The 21,466-nt window shown below is 70.7% G+C and carries 23 protein-coding genes; 13 read left to right on the top strand and 10 right to left on the bottom strand.

Annotated elements, in window-relative coordinates; translation table 11 throughout:
* Window positions 1–79 precede the first annotated feature (79 nt).
* Window positions 80–985, bottom strand: a complete 906-nt coding sequence (locus AUC47_RS16230; RefSeq protein ID WP_096716227.1) for a phosphoribosylaminoimidazolesuccinocarboxamide synthase — start codon at window positions 983–985, stop codon at window positions 80–82.
* 101 nt (window positions 986–1,086) lie between these two features.
* Between AUC47_RS16230 and AUC47_RS16225 the strand changes: the two genes are divergently transcribed.
* The 6 genes from AUC47_RS16225 (at window position 1,087) to AUC47_RS16200 (ending at window position 6,543) form a co-directional block, all read left to right on the top strand.
* Window positions 1,087–1,302 (top strand): DUF2945 domain-containing protein, encoded by a 216-nt coding sequence (locus tag AUC47_RS16225; RefSeq protein ID WP_096716226.1) that lies wholly within the window; start codon window positions 1,087–1,089, stop codon window positions 1,300–1,302.
* 66 nt (window positions 1,303–1,368) lie between these two features.
* A complete protein-coding gene (locus AUC47_RS16220; RefSeq protein ID WP_096716233.1) occupies window positions 1,369–1,992 on the top strand; it encodes a PadR family transcriptional regulator in 624 nt (207 codons plus the stop codon).
* On the top strand, window positions 1,989–3,551 hold the full coding sequence (locus AUC47_RS16215) for a DHA2 family efflux MFS transporter permease subunit (protein WP_096716225.1): 1,563 nt from the start codon (window positions 1,989–1,991) through the stop codon (window positions 3,549–3,551). Before AUC47_RS16220 ends, AUC47_RS16215 begins: the two co-directional genes overlap by 4 nt.
* A 167-nt stretch (window positions 3,552–3,718) precedes the next feature.
* On the top strand, window positions 3,719–4,273 hold the full coding sequence (locus tag AUC47_RS16210; protein ID WP_096716224.1) for a GNAT family N-acetyltransferase: 555 nt from the start codon (window positions 3,719–3,721) through the stop codon (window positions 4,271–4,273).
* Window positions 4,274–4,327: 54 nt separating this feature from the next.
* Window positions 4,328–5,818, top strand: a complete 1,491-nt coding sequence (locus tag AUC47_RS16205) for an amino acid ABC transporter substrate-binding protein/permease (RefSeq protein WP_218838234.1) — start codon at window positions 4,328–4,330, stop codon at window positions 5,816–5,818.
* Window positions 5,815–6,543, top strand: a complete 729-nt coding sequence (locus AUC47_RS16200; RefSeq protein WP_096716223.1) for an amino acid ABC transporter ATP-binding protein — start codon at window positions 5,815–5,817, stop codon at window positions 6,541–6,543. Before AUC47_RS16205 ends, AUC47_RS16200 begins: the two co-directional genes overlap by 4 nt.
* Before the next feature lie 124 nt (window positions 6,544–6,667).
* Here AUC47_RS16200 and AUC47_RS16195 read toward each other — a convergent pair whose 3' ends face one another.
* The 4 genes from AUC47_RS16195 to AUC47_RS16180 all read right to left on the bottom strand — a co-directional run bounded on the left by AUC47_RS16195 (window position 6,668) and on the right by AUC47_RS16180 (window position 10,794).
* A complete protein-coding gene (locus AUC47_RS16195) occupies window positions 6,668–7,972 on the bottom strand; it encodes an MFS transporter (RefSeq protein WP_096716222.1) in 1,305 nt (434 codons plus the stop codon).
* The gene (locus AUC47_RS16190) at window positions 7,969–8,436 is read right to left on the bottom strand and encodes a winged helix-turn-helix transcriptional regulator (protein ID WP_096716221.1); all 468 of its coding nucleotides are present in this window, start codon (window positions 8,434–8,436) and stop codon (window positions 7,969–7,971) included. Before AUC47_RS16190 ends, AUC47_RS16195 begins: the two co-directional genes overlap by 4 nt.
* 152 nt (window positions 8,437–8,588) lie before the next feature.
* Entirely contained in the window at window positions 8,589–9,866 is a 1,278-nt protein-coding gene (gene purD / locus AUC47_RS16185) for a phosphoribosylamine--glycine ligase (protein WP_096716220.1), read from the bottom strand.
* A 247-nt stretch (window positions 9,867–10,113) separates the two neighbouring features.
* The gene (locus AUC47_RS16180) at window positions 10,114–10,794 is read right to left on the bottom strand and encodes an NUDIX hydrolase (protein ID WP_096716219.1); all 681 of its coding nucleotides are present in this window, start codon (window positions 10,792–10,794) and stop codon (window positions 10,114–10,116) included.
* A gap of 150 nt (window positions 10,795–10,944) precedes the next feature.
* Here AUC47_RS16180 and AUC47_RS16175 point away from each other — a divergent pair, with 150 nt between their 5' ends.
* On the top strand, window positions 10,945–11,316 hold the full coding sequence (locus tag AUC47_RS16175; protein ID WP_096716218.1) for a sterol carrier family protein: 372 nt from the start codon (window positions 10,945–10,947) through the stop codon (window positions 11,314–11,316).
* A gap of 29 nt (window positions 11,317–11,345) precedes the next feature.
* A complete protein-coding gene (locus AUC47_RS16170; RefSeq protein ID WP_096716217.1) occupies window positions 11,346–11,780 on the top strand; it encodes a GNAT family N-acetyltransferase in 435 nt (144 codons plus the stop codon).
* Here the strand turns inward: AUC47_RS16170 and AUC47_RS16165 are convergent.
* From AUC47_RS16165 to AUC47_RS16155, 3 genes are read right to left on the bottom strand one after another with little or no spacing between them, the layout of a single operon-like run.
* Complete coding sequence (locus AUC47_RS16165) at window positions 11,777–12,565, bottom strand: heme ABC transporter ATP-binding protein (protein WP_218838233.1); 789 nt, start codon at window positions 12,563–12,565, stop codon at window positions 11,777–11,779. The two genes, AUC47_RS16170 and AUC47_RS16165, sit on opposite strands and share 4 nt — an antisense overlap.
* Window positions 12,562–13,635: a FecCD family ABC transporter permease gene (locus AUC47_RS16160; RefSeq protein ID WP_096716215.1), complete on the bottom strand. Its 1,074-nt coding sequence runs from the start codon at window positions 13,633–13,635 to the stop codon at window positions 12,562–12,564. The genes AUC47_RS16165 and AUC47_RS16160 overlap by 4 nt, the downstream gene beginning before the upstream one ends.
* A complete protein-coding gene (locus AUC47_RS16155) occupies window positions 13,632–14,753 on the bottom strand; it encodes a heme/hemin ABC transporter substrate-binding protein (protein ID WP_096716214.1) in 1,122 nt (373 codons plus the stop codon). Before AUC47_RS16155 ends, AUC47_RS16160 begins: the two co-directional genes overlap by 4 nt.
* A gap of 161 nt (window positions 14,754–14,914) precedes the next feature.
* Here AUC47_RS16155 and AUC47_RS16150 point away from each other — a divergent pair, with 161 nt between their 5' ends.
* Window positions 14,915–17,995, top strand: a complete 3,081-nt coding sequence (locus AUC47_RS16150; protein WP_096716213.1) for an HtaA domain-containing protein — start codon at window positions 14,915–14,917, stop codon at window positions 17,993–17,995.
* A gap of 97 nt (window positions 17,996–18,092) precedes the next feature.
* Complete coding sequence (locus tag AUC47_RS16145) at window positions 18,093–18,407, top strand: potassium transporter Trk (RefSeq protein ID WP_096716212.1); 315 nt, start codon at window positions 18,093–18,095, stop codon at window positions 18,405–18,407.
* A gap of 18 nt (window positions 18,408–18,425) precedes the next feature.
* Here the strand turns inward: AUC47_RS16145 and AUC47_RS16140 are convergent, their stop codons facing one another.
* Window positions 18,426–19,058, bottom strand: coding sequence for a zinc-binding alcohol dehydrogenase (locus AUC47_RS16140; protein ID WP_096716211.1), 633 nt, complete (start codon window positions 19,056–19,058; stop codon window positions 18,426–18,428).
* 205 nt (window positions 19,059–19,263) lie between these two features.
* Between AUC47_RS16140 and AUC47_RS16135 the strand changes: the two genes are divergently transcribed.
* From AUC47_RS16135 to AUC47_RS16125, 3 genes are read left to right on the top strand one after another with little or no spacing between them, the layout of a single operon-like run.
* Entirely contained in the window at window positions 19,264–20,070 is an 807-nt protein-coding gene (locus AUC47_RS16135) for a hypothetical protein (protein ID WP_143740759.1), read from the top strand.
* Window positions 20,067–20,480 carry a phage holin family protein gene (locus tag AUC47_RS16130; protein ID WP_096716209.1) on the top strand — a complete coding sequence of 138 codons (414 nt, stop codon included), beginning with the start codon at window positions 20,067–20,069 and terminating at the stop codon, window positions 20,478–20,480. Before AUC47_RS16135 ends, AUC47_RS16130 begins: the two co-directional genes overlap by 4 nt.
* Window positions 20,477–21,055: a DUF3618 domain-containing protein gene (locus AUC47_RS16125; protein ID WP_096716208.1), complete on the top strand. Its 579-nt coding sequence runs from the start codon at window positions 20,477–20,479 to the stop codon at window positions 21,053–21,055. The genes AUC47_RS16130 and AUC47_RS16125 overlap by 4 nt, the downstream gene beginning before the upstream one ends.
* Before the next feature lie 53 nt (window positions 21,056–21,108).
* On the opposite strand, the gene AUC47_RS16120 is transcribed toward AUC47_RS16125, so the two are convergent.
* Window positions 21,109–21,453 carry a UBP-type zinc finger domain-containing protein gene (locus AUC47_RS16120; RefSeq protein ID WP_096716207.1) on the bottom strand — a complete coding sequence of 115 codons (345 nt, stop codon included), beginning with the start codon at window positions 21,451–21,453 and terminating at the stop codon, window positions 21,109–21,111.
* Window positions 21,454–21,466 lie beyond the last annotated feature (13 nt).

Here is a 21,466-nt window from a genome sequence, read left to right as displayed (position 1 = left end):
TCGATACGAGAGATCTCCTTCGCAGCGACCCCACCCCAGGTCGTCGAGCGAGGGAGCGCAGCGACCGAGACGAAACGCGTCAGGCTCCGAGGCGCTCGATCAGCTCGCGATAGCGGTCGGCGGTGCGCTCCACGACATCCTCCGGCAGCACGGGCGGCTCGCCCTGCTTGTCCCAGTTCGCGGCGAGCCAGTCGCGCACGATCTGCTTGTCGAAACTGGCCATGCGCTCGCTCGGCGTCGTGCCGGTGCGCCATGCTTCGGCATCCCAGTACCGCGAGGAGTCGCTGGTGAGCACCTCGTCGGCCAGGCGCAGCACGCCGTCGACATCGGTACCGAACTCGAACTTCGTGTCGGCGAGGATCAGCCCGTGCTCCTCAGCGATCGCTGCGGCGCGGGCGTAGATCGCGAGCGACGCGTCGCGCAGTTCGGCGGCGCGCTCGGCGCCCACGAGCTCCTCGACCTTCTCGAACGTGATGTTCTCGTCGTGCTCGCCCATCGGCGCCTTGTACGCCGGGGTGAACAGCGGCTCGGGCAGACGATCGCCGTTCTGCAGGCCCTCGGGCAGAGGGATGCCGCACACGGTGCCGCTCTCGGTGTACTCCGCCCATCCGGAGCCCGTGATGTAGCCGCGCACCACGCACTCGATCGGCAGCATCTCGAGCGACTGGACGAGCATCGCACGATCGGCGACGGACGGGGGCACATCGCCCTCGGCGAGGTGATTCGGCACCTCGAGGCGGTCGAACCACCAGCGGCTCAGGCGCGTCAGCAGGGCGCCTTTCTGCGGTATTCCGGGCGACAGCACGAAGTCGAACGCGCTGACGCGGTCGGACGCCACGACGAGGATGCGCGTGTCACCGGGGTCGGCGGAGGCGTACAGGTCGCGGACCTTGCCCGAGTAGAGGTGACGCCAGCCCGGGATCGTCTGCGCAGTGCTCTCGGAAGCCGTGCCGGCGGAAGCAGTGCTGTCGGAAGGTGTGCTCACCCGCCCATTATCGCGGGTCGTCGAGCGGCCGTCCGCCCCGTGTCAAGGGCTGGCGGCGGCATCCGCTCTCCGCGACGCTCGAAGCAACGAGCGGAGGAATCATGTCGAAGGACCTGTCCAAGGGCGATCGGGTGAGCTGGAACACCTCGCAGGGCCGCACCCGCGGAACCGTGCAGCAGAAGAAGACCGCCGACTTCGAGTTCGCGGGCCAGAAGTTCACGGCATCCGCCGACGAGCCGGCGTACATCGTGAAGTCGGAGAAGAGCGGAGACGAGGCCGCGCACAAGGGATCGGCACTGCGCAAGCTCAAGAGCTGAGTCGGGTTGTGATCGGTCCTCTATCAGGCGTATAGTCCACGTGGACTAGTCGAGATGGAGGATGCCGTGAAGAGCCCGGTCGACACGCTGACGCCCATGGGGGTCATGGTGCTCGCGCTGCTGCGCGAGAGCGACATGCACCCCTATGAGATGGTGCGTCTGCTGCGCGCCCGCCACGACGACCGCCTCATCGCCATCACGAACGGGACGCTGTACCACACCGTCTCGCGGCTGCAGAAGAACGGGCTGATCGACGAGATCGGCATCGACCGCGACGGCAACCGCCCCGAGCGCACGACCTACACGCTGACGGATGCCGGACGCGACGCCGTCATCGCGTGGGTCCGTCGCGAGCTCCCGCGGGTCGATCGGGAGACCGACTTCCGTATCGCGCTCGCCGAATCCCACAACCTCGAACGCGACGACGTGCGCGCGCTGCTGCACGAGCGTCGCGCCGCACTCGTCGAGACCCACGACATGCACCGCCACGGCCTCGCAAAGGCCAGGGCGAAGGGCGTCCCCGCCCAGGTGCTCGTCGAGATCGAGAGGGAAGAGGTCCTGCTCGGCGCCGAACTGCGCTGGCTCGACTCCCTCCTCGACCGCCTCGACGGCGACGACTTCCCCTGGGGGCCGACCGCCTTCACCGACACAGATCGCTACCTCGCTCAGCGAAAGGCTGCACAGCAATGACCGAATCCCGTCAGGCGACCGGACCCGACACCGGGACCTTCGCCGCCGGACAGCGCCCCGTGAGCCCCTGGCCCGCCCTCTGGGCGCTCGTCATCGGCTTCTTCATGATCCTCGTCGACACGACGATCGTCTCGGTCGCGAACCCCGCGATCAAGGCCGCCCTCGACCCGAACACCAACAACCTCGACAACGTCGTGTGGGTGACGAGCGCGTATCTGCTCACCTATGCGGTGCCGCTGCTGATCACCGGGCGCCTCGGCGACCGCTTCGGGCCCAAGAACGTCTACCTCGTCGGCCTTGCGATCTTCACGCTCGCGTCGCTCTGGTGCGGTCTGTCGACCTCTCTGGAGGGCCTGATCGTGGCCCGAGCTGCGCAGGGACTCGGCGCCGCCTTCATGACGCCGCAGACCATGGCGGTCATCACCCGCACGTTCCCACCGAACCGCCGTGGTGCGGCCATGGGGCTCTGGGGCGCGACCGCCGGTGTCGCGACGCTCGTCGGCCCGCTGCTCGGCGGCGTCCTCGTCGACGGGCTCGGGTGGGAGTGGATCTTCTTCGTCAACCTCCCGGTCGGCGTGATCGCGTTCATCGCCGCGTGGGTCCTCGTGCCGAAGCTGCAGACGCACGCGCACCGCTTCGACATGCTCGGCGTGCTGCTCAGCGCACTCGCGATCTTCCTGGTCGTCTTCGGACTGCAGGAGGGGGAGAAGTACGACTGGGGCGTCATCTGGGGCCCGATCTCGGTCTGGGGTCTGATCATCGCCGGCATCGTCGTGATGGGGCTGTTCATCCTGCAGCAGTGGAAGACGAAGAGCGAGGCGCTCGTGCCGCTCGAGCTCTTCCGCGACCGCAACTTCTCGGGCGCCAACATCGCGATCGCGACCGTCGGCTTCGCGGTGACGAGCATGTCGCTGCCGCTCATGTTCTTCCTGCAGATCGCGCGCGGACTCGCACCGACCCAGGCGGCGCTGCTGATGATCCCGATGGCGGTGTTCTCGGGTGTGCTCGCTCCACTGGCCGGGAAGATCCTCGACCGCACCGACCCGCGGTTCATCCTCATCCCCGGGCTCGTCATCTTCGCCTCGGCCCTCGCCTGGTACTCGTCGCTCGTGCGGATGGACACCGAGATCTGGATGTTCCTGTTCCCGTCGGCCCTGCTCGGCATCGGCAGCGCCGGCATGTGGGGCCCGCTCGCGACCACCGCCACGCGCCGGCTGCCGATGCGCCAGGCCGGTGCGGGCGCGGGCATCTACAACACGACCCGCACGATCGGCTCGGTCATCGGCTCCGCCGCCATCGCGACGTTCATGCAGGCGCGACTCGAGGCGAACCTGCCCGGCATGGGCGACTCCGCCGGATCGATCAGCTCGGGAGGCACCCTGCCCCCGCAGGTGGCCGACGGGTTCGCGGCCGCCATGTCGCAGGCGATCCTGCTGCCGGCGAGCGTCATCGTGATCGGACTCATCGCCGCGTTCTTCCTGCGCGGGGCGCCCAAGGCGACGGATGCCGGTGCGCCCGCCGCATCCGCTCCCGCCGCCGATCCCGCGCCCTCCGCCTGACGGCGGAGCGGCCTGACACGGGGTCGTTGAGCGAGGAGCGCAGCGACGAGGCGAAACGCGGTGAGTCCCGCCCGACGGCGCGTTTCGTCTCGCTCCGCTCGCTCAACGACCCGGTGGGATGCGGCGCGCGGTTTGGCGGTCAGGGGCGGGTGTGATTGCATCGGGCGATGACCGTCGAGCTCGTCCGTCCCACGCCCGCCCTCTTCGACAGCTGGGCCTCGGCCGTCGCCGAGTTCGGCGAGGGCCACGTCGACGGATCAGGGCTGCAAGCCCCTGTCACGCCCGACCGTGAGACGCTCGACGCCCTCATCGCGAAGTCCGAGCTCCTCGCCGACACCTCGGCCGAGCTTCCCGACGATTCCGTGCACAACGACCTGTACTGGATCGTCGACGACGGGGAGGTCGTCGGATTCGTCTCGTTCCGGCACGAGCTCAACGACTATCTGCGCGAGGTCGGCGGCCACATCGGCTACGCGGTGCGCGCGTCCCGGCGCCGCCGCGGGTACGCCTCCGCGGGGCTCGAGCTCGCGCTGGACCGCGCACGCGAGCTCGGCCTCGACAGGGTGCTCGTCACCTGCGACGACGACAACGTCGGGTCCTACCGCACGATCGAGCGGGCCGGCGGAGTGCTGCAGGACGTCCGCGACCAGAGCGCGCGAGGACACGCGATGCTGCGCCGCTACTGGATCGATCTCGCGGGGCCGCGCGCGCAGGCGAAGTAGGGTGGATCCTCGGCGGCTGTCCGGTCGCATCATCCGATCCGAGGAGCATCCGTCGTGATCCCGAATCCCTTCCCCGCGACCGCGCGCCTGCGTCGACTCGGTCGCACCGTCGGCGCGATGGCGCTGACGGCGTTCGTCGCCGCGAGCGCGCTGCTCGGCGGCGCCTCCGCCGCCACCGCCGACACCACCGGCGAGACCTACGTCATCGGCACCGACACCACGTTCGCGCCCTTCGAGTTCACCGACCCGAACGGCGACCTCGTCGGCATCGACATGGACCTGCTCCGGGCGATCGCGGAGGACCAGGGTTTCGAGGTCGAGATCCGTCAGCTCGGTTTCGACGCCGCCGTCCAGGCGCTGCAGGCCAACCAGGTCGACGCCGTGATGGCCGGTATGTCGATCACCGACGAGCGCAAGCAGACCTTCGACTTCAGCGACCCGTACTTCACCAGCGGCATCCAGCTCGGTGTGCTCGACTCCAGCGATATCCAGTCGCTCGACGACCTCGACGGCAAGGCCGTCGCGGTCAAGACCGGCACGCAGGGGCAGACCTTCGCCGAGGAGAACCAGGACGAGTACGGCTTCCGCATCACGCCGTACCAGGACACGACCGACATGGTGGATGCCGTGAAGGCCGGCCAGGCCGTCGGCTACTTCGAGGACTTCCCGGTGCTCGCCTACGGCATCCAGCAGGGATCGGGCTTCCGTCTCGTCGGCGAGCCGGAGCTGGGCGGCGAGTACGGCTTCGCCGTCAACAAGGGGCAGAACCCCGAGCTCATCGAGATGTTCAACGCGGGGCTGAAGAACCTGCAGGACTCCGGGGAGTACGACGAGATCGTCGACCGCTACCTCGCCGAAGGCGACGGCGGCGAGGGCGGGTCGGCGCAGGCGACCGACATCATCTCCGTCGCGATCAAGTACTGGCCCGCCCTCATGCAGGGTCTGTGGCTCACGATTCTCGCGACCCTCGTCGCGATCGTCGCGGCGTTCATCCTCGGGCTCGTGTTCGGGTTCGGCCGCATCTCGCGCATCGCGCCCTTCCGCTGGATCGCCACCGCGTACGTGTTCGTCTTCCGCGGCACCCCGATCCTCGTGCAGGCGTTCTTCGTCTTCTTCGCCGTGCCGCAGCTGTTCCCCGGCCTGACGTTCGACCCGTTCGTCGCCGGAGCGATCACCCTGTCGCTGAACACCGGCGCCTACATGACCGAGATCATCCGCGGCGGCATCCAGGCCGTCGACCCCGGTCAGAACGAGGCGTCGCGCTCGCTGGGCCTCAGCCACTGGAAGACCATGCGCAAGGTCGTGCTGCCGCAGGCCTTCCGCATCATGATCCCGTCCTTCGTGAACCAGGGCATCATCACGCTGAAGGACACGTCGCTCATCAGCGTCATCGGTCTGGCCGAGCTCACGTTCCAGTCGCGGCAGATCATCGCCTCGACGTACCTGTCGGCCCAGGTGCTGACGATCGTCGCCATCATCTACTTCGTCGTGATCACGCTGCTGACGCTGCTCGCGAACCGCCTGGAGAGGACGTTCAACGCATGAGCAAGATCGAGGTCAAGGACCTGCACAAGTCCTTCGGCGACAACGAGGTGCTCAAGGGCATCGACCTGACCGTGGAGGACGGCGAGGTCATCGCGGTGATCGGGCCCTCGGGATCGGGCAAGTCCACGCTGCTGCGCTGCCTCAACAAGCTCGAGGAGCCGACGTCGGGCCATGTCGTCATCGACGGCGTCGACCTCACCGACAAGAGCGTCAAGCTCGATGACGTGCGCCAGCGCATCGGCATGGTGTTCCAGCACTTCAACCTGTTCCCGCACATGACGGTGCTCGAGAACATCACGCTCGCTCCGGTCGAGACCGGCAAGATGTCGAAGGCCGAGGCCCGCGAGCGAGCCCTCGCGCTGCTCGACCGCGTCGGCCTCTCGGAGAAGGCGGGTGCGAAGCCGGCATCCCTCTCCGGCGGTCAGAAGCAGCGCGTGGCGATCGCCCGCGCGCTCGCGATGGACCCCGAGATCATGCTCTTCGACGAGGCGACCAGCGCGCTCGATCCCGAGATGGTCGGCGAGGTGCTGCAGGTCATCCGCGACCTCGCGTCCGGCGGCATGACCATGGTGCTCGTGACCCACGAGATGGGCTTCGCGCGCGAGGTCTCCGGGCGGACGGTGTTCATGGACGGCGGCGTCGTCGTCGAGCAGGGGCCTCCGGCGGAGCTGTTCGGTGCCCCCAAGAACGAGCGTCTGCAGGACTTCCTCTCGAAGGTCCTCTGACCCGCCCCTTCTCCCCGCCAACCACCCCTTTAGCACCGAACCACCCCTTCGCGCACCGTTCGCGAGGGGGTGGTTCGGGCAGAAGGGGGTGGTTCGGCGGGCGTGAGAGAGGGGCAGGCGCGCGTCAGGGGAGCGGGGCGGGATGCCGACGGATCGTCGCGCTGACCAGCGCAGCCACCGCGCACAGCCCCGCCGCGGCGAACCAGGCGATCGTGTACTGACCGGTCTGGTCGCGCACGATGCCCGCGAGCACCGAGGCGATGCCGGCGCCGATCTGGTGCGCGGCGAACACCCATCCGAACACGAGAGGCCCGCGGTCTCCGAACACCTCGCGGCACAGAGCGATCGTCGGCGGCACGGTCGCCACCCAGTCCAGCCCGTAGATCACGATGAACACGACGATGCTCGGCTGCACGTCGGCTGACAACAGGTTCGGCAGGAACAGCAGGCTCACGCCGCGCAGCGCGTAATAGGCCGCGAGCAGGATGCGGGGGTTCACCCGGTCGGTGAGCCAACCCGAGAACACGGTGCCGGCGATGTCGAAGATGCCGACGACGGCGAGGAGCCCGGCGGCAGTGGTCGTCGGCATCCCGTGATCGTGGGCGCTGGGGATGAAGTGCGTGCCGATGAGTCCGTTGGTCGAGGCGCCGCAGATCGCGAAGCCGATCGCGAGGGCCCAGAACGTCTTCGTGCGCGCGGCGTCGCGCAGCGTCGTCACGGCGAGACGGGCCGCACCCCAGGCGTTGCCGCGCGGTCTCGGCGCGGCCGGGGTCGACGGAGCGGCCTCGCCGTAGCGTCCGACGCCGAGATCGCTCGGGCGGTTGCGCAGGAAGATCCAGACGAGCGGCACGACCGCGAGTGCGCCGCCGGCGATGATGAGAGAAGCTCCGCGCCAGCCGATCTGCTCGGCAGAGGTCGCTATCACGGGCAGGAAGATGAGCTGACCGGTCGCGCTCCCGGCGGTGAGCACACCCGACACGAGCCCGCGGCGGGTGGCGAACCACGTGTCGGTGATGGTCGCGGCGAACACGAGGGCCATCGACCCGGTGCCGAGTCCGATCAGGACTCCCCACGTGAGGATCAGCTGCGCGGGCGTCGCGACGAACACGCTCAGCGCCGCGCCCGCGCCGATCACGAACAGCGCCGTCACGGTGACGGCCCTGATGCCGAAGCGCTGCATGAGGGCTGCGGCGAAAGGTGCCGTGAGCCCGAACAGCAGCAGGTTGACGGTCACGGCGAGCGACAGCTCGGCGGTGGTCCAGCCGAACTCATCCTGCAGCGGCAGCATGAGCACGCCCGGCGCTGCACGGAACCCGGCGGCGCCGATCAGTGCGATGAGGGCGACGAGCGCGACGATCCACGCCGGATGCACACGACGCGGGCGGGATGCCGAGGTGCCGGTGGGCTCCTCGACCGATTCGGCGGTCACGCGGGGACTCCCGACACGAGCGCGAACGGCTCGACGCCCATGCTGCGCCGGGCCCACCGGGTCGAGTCCGCGTCGAGCGGGGCCTCGCAGTGCGTGCACCAGTCGACGGATGCCGCGGGCTCGCCGCACCGCGCGCACGAAACGGTAAGCCCCCACGGGCCGTCGGGATCGGTGGCGCGCGAGAACCGCGCGAAGGCGTGGAGGATCGGCAGGGTCTCGCGCCCGGCATCCGTCAGCGCGTAGCCGCGCTCGGCGTCTCGGGCGACGAGTCCGGCTTCGGTCATCGCGCTGAGGCGACGGGAGAGCACGGAGTCGGCGGCGCCGGTGGCGTCGCGGAGCTCGTCGAATCGGGAACGCCCCGAGAACAGCTCACGCAGGATGAGCAGGACCCACGGGTCGGCGAGCACATCGGCGGAGCGCGCGATCGGGCACGTGGCGGTCGACCAGTCGGATCGGAGCGGCATCCTCCAACTTTCTTGAAGAAAGTGGATGCTGTCAAGCGCGCACCCCCACCGCTTCGCCGAACCACCCCTTTCTGCGCGAGCCACCCCCGCGCGAGCACGACGCGGAGGGGTGGCTCGACTGCAGAGGGGTGGTTGGGGCGGCGGGGTGGGCGCTACTCCGCGGCGCGCGCGGCGATGTCCGTGCGGTGGTGGGAGCCCTCGAGACGGATGTGCCCGATGGCCTCGTACGCGCGGTCACGCGCGGTGCGGAAGTCGGATGCCGTCGCCACGACGTTCAGCACACGTCCACCTGTCGCGACGAGAGACCCGCCAGGGGCGTCGGGGCTGGCGGTGGCGGCGTGCACGAGGCGGACGCCCTCGACCGCCGCTGCCTCGGCCAGACCCTCGATCGGGCGGCCGGTCTGCGGCGCTTCGGGGTAGCCCTCGCTCGCCACGACCACGGTGATCGCGACGTCATCGCGGAACTGCGGGGCGGGCTGATCCTCAAGAGTGCCGGATGCTGCAGCGAGCAGCAGCTCCGACAGCGGCGTCACGAGGCGCGGCAGCACGACCTGCGTCTCGGGGTCGCCGAAGCGGGCGTTGAACTCGATCACGCGGACGCCGGCCGGGGTGAGGATGAGCCCCGCGTAGAGAAGGCCGATGAACGGCGTGCCCTCGCTGTCGAGCCGGCGGATCACGGGCAGCGCGACGTCGCGTGTGACCTCGTCGACGAACTCGTGCTCGCTGCCGAACTGCTCGGCGAGCCAGGGGAGCGGCGAGTACGCGCCCATGCCGCCCGTGTTCGGGCCCTCGTCGCCGTCGAGCGCGCGCTTGAAGTCCTGCGCCGGGCTGAGTGCGCGCACCGTGTCGCCGTCGCTGAGGAAGAAGAGCGAGACCTCGGGGCCGGAAAGGAACTCCTCGACGAGCACCGGACCGGACGGCAGATACTGCTCGGCGTGGGCCAGTGCCTCGGCGCGGTCGGAGGTCACGATGACGCCCTTGCCCGCCGCGAGGCCATCGGCCTTCACCACGTGCGGAGCGCCGAGCCCGTCGAACGCCGCCTCGACCTCGGCGGTGGTCGCGGCGCGCACGGCGCGGCCGGTGGGTACGCCGGCGGAATCCATGATCCGCTTCGCGAACGACTTCGAACCCTCGAGCTGCGCCGCCGCCCTGCCCGGGCCGAACACCGGGATGCCGCGCTCGCGCAGCACGTCTGCGACTCCGGCGACGAGCGGCGCCTCGGGGCCGACGATCACGAGGTCGATGGCGTTCTCGTTGGCGAACTCCGTGATCGCCGCGCCGTCGAGCGGGTCGAGGCTCACGGGCGTCGCGTCCTGCGCGATACCCGCATTGCCGGGGGCGACGAAGATCTTGTGCTCCGTCTGCTCCGCCCGCAGGCCGAGGATGATCGCGTGCTCACGGGCACCGGAACCGAGGACGAGGATCTTCACCCGACCAGCCTACCGACGGGATGCGCGGCGTTTCGGCCTCATCCGCCGCCGATCCCGCCCCGTCGACTTGGCACCCGATGCGGAAATTCGCGCGGGATTGCGGCAAGAGGTGCCAACCGAACAGCCCGCGGGGTCCTCGGAGCCCGGAGTCGACGCGCGTCACTTGGCACCCGATGCGGGAATTGGCGCGGGATTGCGGCAAGAGGTGCCAACCGAAGGGGGCGGGGAAACGCGTCGACCGAGTACCTCAGAGCTCGATCGCGCGCTCGACGGAGCGGTCCCAGTCCTGCGTCCACCCCGTCGCATCGAAAAGCGCATCGAGCACCATGGCCGTGAACCCCCACACGATCGTGCCGTCGATGTCGAACGCGGGTCCGCGCCAGGTGCGACCGAACCGGTGCAGACGGGACGTGAAGCGCGTCGCCGGGTCGAGCAGCTGCGCGACGGGCACCCGGAAGACCTCCACCGTCTCAGCGTGGTCGACCGCCGCGACGCGTGACGGCGACCGCCACCAGGCCAGCACGGGCGTCACGACGTGATTGCTCGCGGCGAGGGGCAGCTCGCCGAGCGTGGCGAGCACCTCGACGCCCGCGGGGTCGAGGCCTGTCTCCTCCTGCGCCTCGCGCAGCGCGGTGGCCACGGCGTCGGCATCCTGCTCCTCCCGTCGCCCGCCCGGGAACGACACCTGCCCGGGGTGCGACGACAGGGTCGCGGCACGCCGCTGCAGCAGCACGTCGAGGTCGGCGGCGATCGTCGCCTCGTCGGTCTGCGCCGGGGTGCTGTCGAGTCGCCCGAACAGCACGAGAACGGATGCCGGGTGCGCGTCGCCGAGCAGGGGCGGGAAGGGCTTCGCCCACCCGTCCGCACGCTGCGCCGCGGCGATCAGCTCGGCCCGCGCGCCGTGCAGGGTCTCGGGATTCTCGGTCATCGCTCCGAGCCTATGCCTGTCGGGACCCCCGCCGGCGTGCGCTGCCGTCGCAGAAGTGCGCCCGCGTCGCACAGATAAGCCGAATCCATGCGACGCGAGCGCGACTCAGCGACGGGAGAGGGATGCCGAGGCGCGGCGTACCCTGGATCCATGCCTCCCCGCCGGATCGACATCATCGACGGACGCGCCGCGCTCGACGCCGTGCGCGCCGCCGACGACGCCGGTGAGAAGCCGGCCAGGAACGACCTCGCCACCGCCGTGCGCTATCTGTTGCAGCTGCTCGACGAGAAGGCGCCGGGCAACAGCGTCGAGGTGCGCGTCCCGCCGTTCGGGGCGGTGCAGGTCATCCAGGGGCCGCGTCACACGCGCGGCACCCCTCCGAACGTCGTCGAGATGGATGCCGCGACCTGGATCGCCGTCGCCACGGGCGTCGAGCACTGGACGGATGCCGAGACCGCCGGCCGCATCCATGCCTCCGGCACGCGCGCCGACCTGCTCGACGTGCTGCCGCTGCGTCCCTGACCGGTGGTCGGCCGAGGCAGAATGAGCGGATGAGCTACGTCGTCGACGACTCCCCCGACCGCATCGACACCGACGCGGTGTGGGCTGCGCTCCGCGAGGTCTACTGGGGCAAGTGGCGCAGCCGCGACGACATCGAGGCGCAGATCCGCGATGCGTGGCGGGTCATCGGCGTCTACGAGGAGCAGACCGGCACACAGGTGGGCTTCGCCCGAGCGGTGTCGGACGGCTCGGGGTTCGCCTACCTCGCCGACGTCATCGTGCTGGAGGCGCATCGAGGTCACGGCCTCGGCAAGCGGATCGTGCAGGCCATGATCGACGACGGACCGGGTGCCCATTTCCGCTGGACTCTCTTCACCAGCGATGCGCACGGCCTCTACGAGCAGTTCGGCTTCGCGGAGCCCGACCGCACCGCCCTGGTGCGTCCGGCGGCGCCGCGCCCCGCGCACCCGACGCAGGCGCCCTAGCGCCGCGCGACGACGAGCGGCACGCCCGTGACGGGATGCGGGAAGACGTCGACGGGCTGCCCGTAGACGGCTTCGATGCGCTCGGCGGTCAGCACCTCGGCCGGGGCGCCCGTGGCGGCGACGCGTCCCTCCGCAAGCAGGGTCACCCGGTCGGCGTGCGCGAGCGCGGCATTGAGGTCGTGCAGCACGAGCGCGACGGCCGCCCCGGCATCCGCTTGCGCGCGCACGAGCCGCATGACGTCTTCGTGATGCTTGAGGTCGAGTGCGGCGGTCGGCTCGTCGAGCAGCAGGATGCCGGTGCTCTGCGCGATCACGCGGGCGAGCGCCACGCGGGCTCGCTCGCCACCCGACAGCGACGTCACGGGGCGCGAGGCGAGCGCCGTGACCTCGGTCGCCGCCATCGCGGCGGCGACGAGCGCGTCGTCGTCGTCCGCGGCGTCGGTGCGTGCCCAGGGCGCCCGTCCCATGCGCACGACCTGCTCGACGGTGAACGGGAAAGAGACCCCGTTCTCCTGCAGCAGCACCGCACGGGTGCGGGCGAGGTCGGGCGAGCGGATGCCGGCGAGCGGCGTTCCGTCGAGCAGCACGTCTCCCGCGAGCGGAACGAGGTCGCCGGCGAGCACACCGAACAGCGTCGACTTGCCGGCTCCGTTGGGGCCGACGAGGGCGTGGATCTCGCCCGCTGTGACGTCGATCGAGGCGTCGTCGAGGATGGCACGCCCGCCGCCGATGCGCACCGTCACGCCGCGCGCCTGCAGCCGCACGGCAGCGCCTGCCCCGGTCATGCCCATCCCCCAGAGCGGCGACGCGTGCGCACGAGCAGCCAGAGGAAGAACGGTCCGCCGACGAGCGAGGTGATCATGCCGATCGGCAGGTCGGCCAGGGGCACCGCGGTGCGGGCGACGAGGTCGGCGAGGGCGATGAGCAGTGCCCCGCCGAGCGCCGACGAGATCACGAGCGGCAGGTGGGCCGGGCCGATCAGCATCCGCATGAGGTGCGGGACGACGAGCCCCGCGAAGCCGATGATGCCCGCGAAGGCGACGGCCGCGCACACGAGCACCGCCACCGTCACGATGACGACCATCCGCAGCGCCTCGACGTTCACCCCGAGGTGTCGGGCGGTGCGCTCGCCCAGGGCGAAGAGATCGAGACGCGACGACACGATCAGCGCGACGACGACCCCGACCGCGACGAGCGGGGCGACGAGCGCGGCGTTCGACCAGAGCGCGCCGTTGAGTGACCCCAGCTGCCAGAACACGATCTGCTCGCGTGTCGACGTGGTGCCGAGAAATGTGAGGAACGCCATGCCGGCGCCGGCGATCGCGTTGATGGCGATGCCGGTGAGCAGCAGCGTGACGACCTCGGTGCGTCCGCCCGACCGGCTGATGAAGTAGACCGCGAGCACGGCGGCGAGCCCGCCGAGGAACGCGAACGCGGGCGTCGTCCACATGCCGAACGACGCCAGTCCGAGCGTGATGCTGGCGGCCGCGCCGAGTGCCGCGCCGGAGGAGACGCCGACCACTCCGGCATCCGCCAGCGGGTTGCCGAAGATCGCCTGCATCAGCACGCCCGAGACGGCGAGGGCGGCGCCGACGAGGATGCCGAGCACGAGACGCGGCAGCCGGAGGTTGTAGATCACTCCGTAGTCGGCGGCCGAGGTCGGCGCCCACACGGTGTCGATGCCCACGCCCTTGAGGAGCACGCCGAGCAGGTCGGCGGGGGAGAGGGCGTACTGGCCGTTCGTGATCGAGGCGATGCAGGTGACGACGAGGGCGGCGACGAGCCCGATGACGACGACGGTGAAGCGCAGGCCCCGGTGGGCGGCCGGGGTGCGGGTGACGACCTCGCCGGTCACTTCGCGGACTCCGCGGTGGCGGAGTCGGGGGCGTAGAGCGCGCGGGCGATCGCATCGATCACCTCGGCCGAACGTGGCCCGAAGCTGAGGATCTCGCTGTCGGCCATCTCGATGACGCGACGGTTCGCGCCGGCGGGTGTCTGCGCGATGGCGGGGATGCGTTCCAGGAGCCCGTCGATGCCACCGACGGACTCCAGCCCGTCGGTCATCATCACGAGGACGTCGGGCTGTGCGGCGACGAGCGCCTCGGCGGTCATCGGCTTCATGCCCTGCCAGCCGATCTCGCCGGCCACGTCGACCCCGCCGACCGCGTCGATCAGGGAGTCGGCGCCGGAGTCCTCGCCGAAGATGTAGTACACGTTCGCGCTGCCCCGCACGTAGAGGAACAGCATCCGCGCACGATCCTCCACAGACGCCGGCGCGACCTCGGCGATCTCGGCGAGCGACGCGTCGAGGTCGGCATCCAGCCTCTCGATGAGCGCCTCGCCGCGCGACGGCACTCCGAGGGCCGCGGCGATCTCGGTGACGAGCTCGTCGGTGGTATCGAGGCGTCGATCGCCGGAGATGACGACCACCGCGATGCCCGCATCGCGCAACTGCTGGCGCACCTCCTTGGGACCGATCGTGGTGTCGGTGAGGATGACGGTGGGGGCGAGTTCGAGGATCGCCTCGGCGTTGAGCGTGTGACCGGTCTTCGTCACGACCGGCAGATCCTCCGTGCCGGCGAACTGCGTCGACGAGTCGCGCCCGACGACCTGATCGCCGAGACCGAGGGCGAAGACGGTCGACGCGATCGTGCCCGAGATGTCGATGGGCAGGATGCGGTCGACGTCGCTGATCTCGACGTCGCGCCCCTCGCTGTCGGTGACCGTGACCGGCAGCACGGGGGCGGCCTCGTCGGCCACCGGCTCGATCGCGTGGCTCGACAGGCAGGCGGTCGAGACCCCGGTGGCGGTGCGGACGTCGTCGACGAGATCGAGTGAGGCGAGCGGTTCGGATGCCTGCGGGCAGGCGTCGACCTTGGTGAGCTCCTGTTGTGTCGCCGGTGCGGGCGCGGCGCAGGAGGCGAGACCGAGGGCGAGCGCGGCAGCGACGAGGACGGCGGGGGTGCGGCGCATTAGGCAAGGCTATCCTAAAACTTGACGGGATCTCATCGCCGCCTCTAGTCTCGGGACCAGCGCTTACTTAGCTGAGCCTAACCAACAATCACCCCTCGCTCGACTGCACAGCGGCACCGCTGGCGCGCACCCGCTTTCGCGTGCCCGGCGCCTGGAGAACCGTGAACGACACAGCCATCGCATCCCCGGGGAGCAGCCGCATCCGCGTGCTTCTCGCCGCCCTCGTCTCCTTCCTCCTGATAGCCGCCGGCGCGGTGATCGTGCCCCCGGCGCATGCCGCGAGCGGGTCGGTCAACGCGTCGGTCGCCTCGGTCGGCACGAGCGGCGTAACCGTGCAGGTCGACGCGAGCGGACTTCCCGATGTCGCCAGCGTCTGCGCCGCCCTCATCGTCAAGGGCGCCGAGAGCGGACTCTCCGGCCCTGGTGGCGGATACGCGGCCTTCGCGATTCCCTTCCCCGCCGTGAGCGCCGGCGCGAGTTCCTTCACGCTGACCGCGACCGCTGACAAGCTGGACCGCACGCAGGTCTATGAAGTCCTCATCTGGCAGCAGCACTCCGTGCCGAACGCCGACACCATCTTCGCGCGAGGGGACGTCGCGATCTCGGCCGCGCAGTGGGATGCCGTGTTCCCGCCCGCGACGCCGGGCCCCGGGACGGACCCGGGCACGGATCCCGGCACTGACCCGGGCACCGATCCCGGCACTGACCCGGGCACCGACCCCGGCACGGACCCCGGCACGGACCCCGGCACTGACCCGGGCACCGATCCCGGCACTGACCCGGGCACCGACCCGGGCACGACTCCCCAGCCGGCCGCTCCGTCGATCGAGGTGTTCCTCGCCGACGGCACGACGCCCGCCGGATCGACGGCGCTGAAGGCCGGCGACACCGTGATCGTGAAGGGTACCGGATACGACCCGACCGCGAACGTCGGCGGCCGTGGCGTCCCGATTCCCTCGAACCTGCCACAGGGCACGTACGTCGTGTTCGGCAACTTCGCCGCGCAGTGGCAGCCCTCCACGGGCGCCCCCTCGTCGGCGCGTTCCGTCGGCGCTCAGAAGTGGGCGCTGGCCGAGTCGGTGCTGGATCAGGTTCCCGCGCAGTACCAGGCCGCGATCCGCGGGCAGTGGGTCGACATCGCGGCCGACGGCACCTTCCAGGCCACGCTCACGCTCCAGGACACGAAGGCCACCCCCGGCGCATACGGCGTCTACACGTACGGTGCGGGAGGCGTGACGAACGCGGCGCAGGAGCGCAGCGTCCCGCTGAATTACAACAACATCCCGGTCGTCTCCACGACCGTCACGGCGGCGACCGCCGCCGAGGGCCTCACCGTCACGGCATCCGCGTCCAAGCTCGGTGACATCGCCGGCGCGTACGTCGCACTGATCGAGGCAGGCACCGAGGCCGATGTGACCGCGGGCGGCGGCTTTGCGGCGATGCAGTACGTGCGGCCGATCACCGGCGGCGCGTTCTCGGTCGACCTCACGGCCGCCGCGAAGCTCCTCGACCGCGCCGAGACCTACGAGGTCATCGTGTGGCAGCAGCACACCATGCCGACCGCGCAGACGATCTACGGACGCAGCGCGGTGACCATCACGCCGCAGCAGTGGGACGCCCTGCTCGGCCCGGTGGTCGAGGTGCCGCCCACGACCCCGCCGACCACGCAGCCGACGGCCCCGAGCGTGCCCGTTCCGGGCGGCTCGCTGCGCTGGGCGATCTCGTCGTCGTTCACGAACTACGTCACGGGTCCGATCGCGAAGGGTGCGATCGACGTCTCCGGCGGCGCGACGCGTTCCGGCGGCATGTTCCAGTTCGGGCAGACGGCTGGCGGCGACTACAGCGCCACCAGCGCCCTCGGCAGCGTGATCTACCAGGGCGCCGTGCGGTTCACCGGTCACGGCGGTGTGCTCGACGTCACGGTCTCGAACCCGCAGATCACCGTCACCTCGGCGAATGCGGCGACCCTGTCGGTGACGCACGGCGGTGCCCAGGTGGCGTTCGCGACGCTCGACCTGTCGCGCGCCGTCGTCACCACCGCCAACGGCGCGGTGACCTACTCGGGCGCTCCCGCTGCGCTCACGGCCGCCGGTCGTGACCGCGTCCTCGCGGGCTTCTCGACGACGCTCGACCCGGTGACGTTCACCGTCGGCTCGGTCGCCGCTGCCCCGGCGGGCACCACCGGCACGGTCGCCGCGGCCGCCGTGAAGGCCAAGACCGCGCTTCCGGCGACCCCTCCGGCGACCACCGGCATCCAGATCGACGAGACGAACCTCGAGGCACTGCAGACCGGCGGATCGGCGACGGTCTCGGCATCCGGATTCCGGCCGAACGAGACCGGCATCCAGGTCGTGGTCTACTCGACGCCCGTCTTGCTCGGCACCGTCGACGCCGATGCGTCGGGTATCGCGACCTGGTCGGGGTCGCTGCCCGCCACACTCGAGGACGGCGCGCACACGCTGACCCTGCAGGGCTCGGTCTCCCGCGGCCTCGAGTTCACGCTGACCCGTGCGACCACGGCGATCGGGCAGTGCACGGTCGAGGGTGCGACGCTGCAGTGGGGCTTCAAGGAGTCGTTCCGCACCTACATCGAGGGCATCGCCGCCGGCGGGTGGACCCTCACCGACGTGGAGTACCGCTACCCGGAGTACGTGTGGCAGAACGGCGCCGGATCGTTCGACGACGACACCCTGACCGGACTCGTCGCCTTCGGCGGCAGCATCGCGTTCTCGGGCCACGGGGGTGCGCTGAACACGACCCTGTCGAATGCGCGCCTCGAACTCGCAGGCGACACCGGGTATCTCGTGTTCGACGTGCTCGGCACCACGCAGGATGGCCAGGGTGTCGACCAGCCGGGCGTGCGCTTCGCGGAGTTCGGGCTGGGCGACGCGGCCGTCGTCGACGGGATGCTGTCGCTCGACGCGCTGCCGGCGACCCTCACCGAGGCAGGGTCGGCGGCGTTCGGCACCTACGGCGCCGGCGAGGAACTCGACCCGGTCACGGCGTCGGTCCCCGTGACGACCGAGTGCGGTGTCGCGGCCGAGGAGGAGCCGGCGCAGGAGAGTGAAGACACGGCTGCCGCGGCATCCGTCACCGCCGTCGCCGATGTCGATGGCGCGCCGATCTGGCCGTGGCTCGTCGGCGGTCTCGTGATCGTCGCGCTCGGCACCGGGGCCGGTGTGCTCATCGCGCGACGGAACCGGGCGAACGCGGAGGGCGCAGACGTCACGACCGGCGTCTGAGCCGCAGGACCGCACCGCCCTTCCCGCTGCGGACGCGGGGAGGGCGGTGCGCGGCATCCGGTGCCCGCGAGTGTTCCAACGGTGGGACAATGGAGTCATGTCCTCCCACGAAGCCCCCGAGACGGTCGAGGCGACCGTGCGCCGTGTGCCGCGCTACGGCGTGTTCATGGGCATCGGCGTCGTGCTCGGCATCATCGTCGCCGGCATCCTCACCATGGTGGGCAGCTACGAGCCGTCCGAGGCGGCGAACGTCGTCTACCCGCCCGGCCAGGTCTTCGGCTTCCTGCTGCTGTGGACGGTTCCGGCTGGCCTCGCGCTCGGCGGTGTGGCCGGCCTGATCCTCGAGCGCGTCTCTCAGCGTCACGATCGCACGGTGCGCGTCGAGCACGAGACGATCATCACGAACGACTGACCGCGCGTCGAGTCCGCGTCAGGCGAGTTCGGCGATGATCGGACGGATCGCCGAGTCGAACGACACGACGTCGCGTCGCAGCCCGTCGGTCACCGCGACGGTCAGGGTGCCGATCCACCAGATGCCGCGCTGCGAGAACGGCAGCACCTGCACGTTCAGCTCGAACGAGTGCGCGCGGCGGCCGATGTCGCGCTCGAACTCCGCGATCGCACTGGCGTAGGCGCGGTAGGACTCGCCGTTGGTGGTTCCCGCGCCCGATCGGGTGCCCATCGAGCTGCGGATCGACGTCAGGTAGCGGTCGTGCGCGACGCGCGCATAGTGCAGGACGGATGCCGCGTGCGGCGCCACGGCCTCGCGCAGCTCCTCCGCCCCCGAGGCAGGTAGGGCGACGAGCGTGTCGAAGCCCTCGACGAGCTCGAGCGGCACCCCGGACGGGTGCGCACGAGGTTCGACCGTCATGTCCCAGTAGTCGCGCCATTGCTTCTCGAGCGCGGGGTGCACGTCGGTCGCGTCCGGGGCCCTGACCGGCAGATCGCGGAGGCTGGGCAGGTCGTCGGGAGCGCGGATGCCGATGGCCTGCCGCAGCGCCAGCGCGACGAGCACGGAGACGCTCGCGTCCTCGCGGATCAGCCACTGCGGCTTGTCGGCCATGGCCCCATCGTAGGCGGCGCCCGCCGCCGCGCGGCAGTCCCGACGCCGATCCGCGACCTCGGATCGGGGCCGGATGCGGTGCCGGTCGCGCGCGCGGCACAGTAACCCTCCCTGGCCGCGCACGTCAACCCTCGCGACCCGCCTCGAACGCGGGCGTAGACCCGTTCTCACGCCGGTGAGCACCGGCCGCAGCGAGAGGAACAACATGTCACAGAGTTATGGCGAAGGGGCTCCGGCCTCGGGCGCAGACTCCTCGGAATCCTCCGGAGTCGTGCAGACCGCGAAGGACGAGGCGATCGGCCTGACCGGAACCGCGTCTGAGCAGGCGGCAGGCGTGGTGGAGACCGCGAAGGCCGAGGCCGGTGCCGTTGCACACGAGGCGAAGGACCAGGTGAAGGACCTGTACCGGCAGACGCGCGACGAGCTGCGCGACCAGGCGGCCGTGCAGCAGCGGCGGGTCGCCGACGGGCTGCAGTCGGTGGGCGGCGAACTGAAGACCATGGCCGACGGCGCGCAGGGCGGCGTGGCAGCTGACCTCGTGCGACAGGTGTCGACGAGGGTGCAGGGCGTCGCAGGCTGGATCGGCGATCGTGATCCGGGGTCGCTCCTGTCGGAGGTCACCTCGTACGCCCGCCGCAAGCCGGGCACGTTCATCGCCGTCGCGGCGGCGGCGGGCCTGGTTGTCGGGCGTCTGACCAGGGCGCTGTCCGAGAGCGCGGCTGAGAGCAGCTCGGGGAGCGGATCCTCGGGGCAGAACGGTTCCGATGCCTCCGGTCCCGCGGCAGCGGGCGCGGGCGTGGCCGCTCCCGCCTCGACAGCGGCTGTGGGCACGACGGGTTCCGTTCCGCCGCCCGTGCCGCCGGTGCCGGTGGGCGAGCCGACCGGGCTGCCCGGATCGCCGGGAAGCGCGGGGTATGACACCGACGTGACCCCGCCCCTCGAGGGCAGCGACACCCCGCTCTACGACCGCACGGGTGCCGCGCACGATGCGCCGGGAGAGGAGCGACCATGACAGACCCGACGCCCTCCGAGCGCAAGGCCGAGACGACGTCGCTCGGCGACCTGCTGGGAGAGGTCACATCCGACCTGTCGACGCTGATGCGGCAGGAGCTCGAACTGGCGAAGGCCGAGCTCAAGCAGTCGGCGGCGAGGGCGGGTCGAGGAGCGGGGATGCTGGGCGGTGCCGGCTATGCGGCGCTCATGGCGGTCTTCTTCCTCTCCGTCGCCCTGTGGTGGGCGCTCGGGTATCTGACCGGCCTCGGCTGGTCGGCGGTGATCGTCGCCGTCATCTGGGCGCTGATCGCGCTCGTCCTGTTCCTGATGGGACGCACACAGCTGAAGAGCGTCGAGGGGGCGCCGCGCACGGTCGAGACCGTGAAGCGCATCCCGGACGCCGTGAAGAGAAACGAGGAGAACCGATGAGTGATTCACCAGACGCCATCCGCGCCGACATCGAGCGCACCAGGCAGGAGTTCGGCCGTGACGTCGACGCCCTGGCCGACAAGGTCACGCCGTCGAAGGTCGTGCACCGGCAGACGAAGAAGATGAAGGGCGCCGTCCGGTCGGTCGTCGACCGCGTCATGGGCGCGGCCGACGATGCGGGCAGTGCCGTGTCGGGCGCGGGGTCGTCGGCGGCGTCCGCTGTCGGGGACGTCGGCCACAGCGCCGTGCGCAAGGCGCAGGGCAATCCGCTCGCGGTGGGCCTGATGGCGTTCGCCGCCGGGCTCGTCGCTGCGGCGCTGATCCCGGCCTCCCAGAAGGAGAAGGAGCTCGCCGAGGAGGTCAAGGAGAAGGCGCAGCCCCTGGTCGACGAGGCGACGTCGGCTGCGAAGACCGTCGGGGAGCACCTCAAGGAACCGGCTCAGGAGGCGGCGGCCGCCGTCAAGGACGAGGTGACGGATGCCGCGTCGCACGTCAAGGACGAGGCGGTCTCGGCTGCCGACACGGTCAAGGAAGAGGCGGAGCACGCGCGCGACACGGTCGCGGATCAGCGCTGACGCCGTCGGATGCGGTGCGGAGGCCATCATGGTCCCGCACCGCATCCGTCGTGTCAGGTATGGATGAGCTCGCGCCAGTTCGCGGGGACCCGTCCCGCCGGCCCGGGGGAGGGCTGATCCTGCGGCCTGCTGGTCGGGGCCGCGAGCTCCGGTCCGTCGAGGACCGTCTCGTCGGCGTAGTCCCAGAACCAGTCCTCGCCCGGCTCGAAGCTCTGGATGAGCGGGTGGCCGGTCTCCTGGAAGTGCGCCGTCGCGTGCTGACCGGGCGACGTGTCGCAGCATCCCACATGCCCGCACGCCGCGCAGCGGCGCAGATGCACCCAGAAGCCCTGCTGCTCGTCGCACTCCACGCATCCCGTGCCGGACGGCGCGACGTTCAGGTCGATGTCTGTGCTCATCTCTCTCCCTTGC

It is taken from the genome of Microbacterium sp. SZ1 (assembly GCF_002362255.1).
Lineage (GTDB): Bacteria > Actinomycetota > Actinomycetes > Actinomycetales > Microbacteriaceae > Microbacterium.
Note: the sequence above shows the minus strand (reverse complement) of the source record. Positions and strands in the feature narration are given on the sequence as shown.

Coding starts and splice junctions, on each gene's coding strand:
- AUC47_RS16225 (WP_096716226.1), top strand. CDS start 1,087: ATGTCGAAGGACCTGTCCAAGGGCGATCGGGTGAGCTGGAACACCTCG.
- AUC47_RS16215 (WP_096716225.1), top strand. CDS start 1,989: ATGACCGAATCCCGTCAGGCGACCGGACCCGACACCGGGACCTTCGCC.
- AUC47_RS16210 (WP_096716224.1), top strand. CDS start 3,719: ATGACCGTCGAGCTCGTCCGTCCCACGCCCGCCCTCTTCGACAGCTGG.
- AUC47_RS16200 (WP_096716223.1), top strand. CDS start 5,815: ATGAGCAAGATCGAGGTCAAGGACCTGCACAAGTCCTTCGGCGACAAC.
- AUC47_RS16190 (WP_096716221.1), bottom strand. CDS start 8,436: ATGCCGCTCCGATCCGACTGGTCGACCGCCACGTGCCCGATCGCGCGC.
- AUC47_RS16180 (WP_096716219.1), bottom strand. CDS start 10,794: ATGACCGAGAATCCCGAGACCCTGCACGGCGCGCGGGCCGAGCTGATC.
- AUC47_RS16175 (WP_096716218.1), top strand. CDS start 10,945: ATGCCTCCCCGCCGGATCGACATCATCGACGGACGCGCCGCGCTCGAC.
- AUC47_RS16170 (WP_096716217.1), top strand. CDS start 11,346: ATGAGCTACGTCGTCGACGACTCCCCCGACCGCATCGACACCGACGCG.
- AUC47_RS16165 (WP_218838233.1), bottom strand. CDS start 12,565: ATGACCGGGGCAGGCGCTGCCGTGCGGCTGCAGGCGCGCGGCGTGACG.
- AUC47_RS16155 (WP_096716214.1), bottom strand. CDS start 14,753: ATGCGCCGCACCCCCGCCGTCCTCGTCGCTGCCGCGCTCGCCCTCGGT.
- AUC47_RS16145 (WP_096716212.1), top strand. CDS start 18,093: ATGTCCTCCCACGAAGCCCCCGAGACGGTCGAGGCGACCGTGCGCCGT.
- AUC47_RS16140 (WP_096716211.1), bottom strand. CDS start 19,058: ATGGCCGACAAGCCGCAGTGGCTGATCCGCGAGGACGCGAGCGTCTCC.
- AUC47_RS16135 (WP_143740759.1), top strand. CDS start 19,264: ATGTCACAGAGTTATGGCGAAGGGGCTCCGGCCTCGGGCGCAGACTCC.
- AUC47_RS16130 (WP_096716209.1), top strand. CDS start 20,067: ATGACAGACCCGACGCCCTCCGAGCGCAAGGCCGAGACGACGTCGCTC.
- AUC47_RS16125 (WP_096716208.1), top strand. CDS start 20,477: ATGAGTGATTCACCAGACGCCATCCGCGCCGACATCGAGCGCACCAGG.
- AUC47_RS16120 (WP_096716207.1), bottom strand. CDS start 21,453: ATGAGCACAGACATCGACCTGAACGTCGCGCCGTCCGGCACGGGATGC.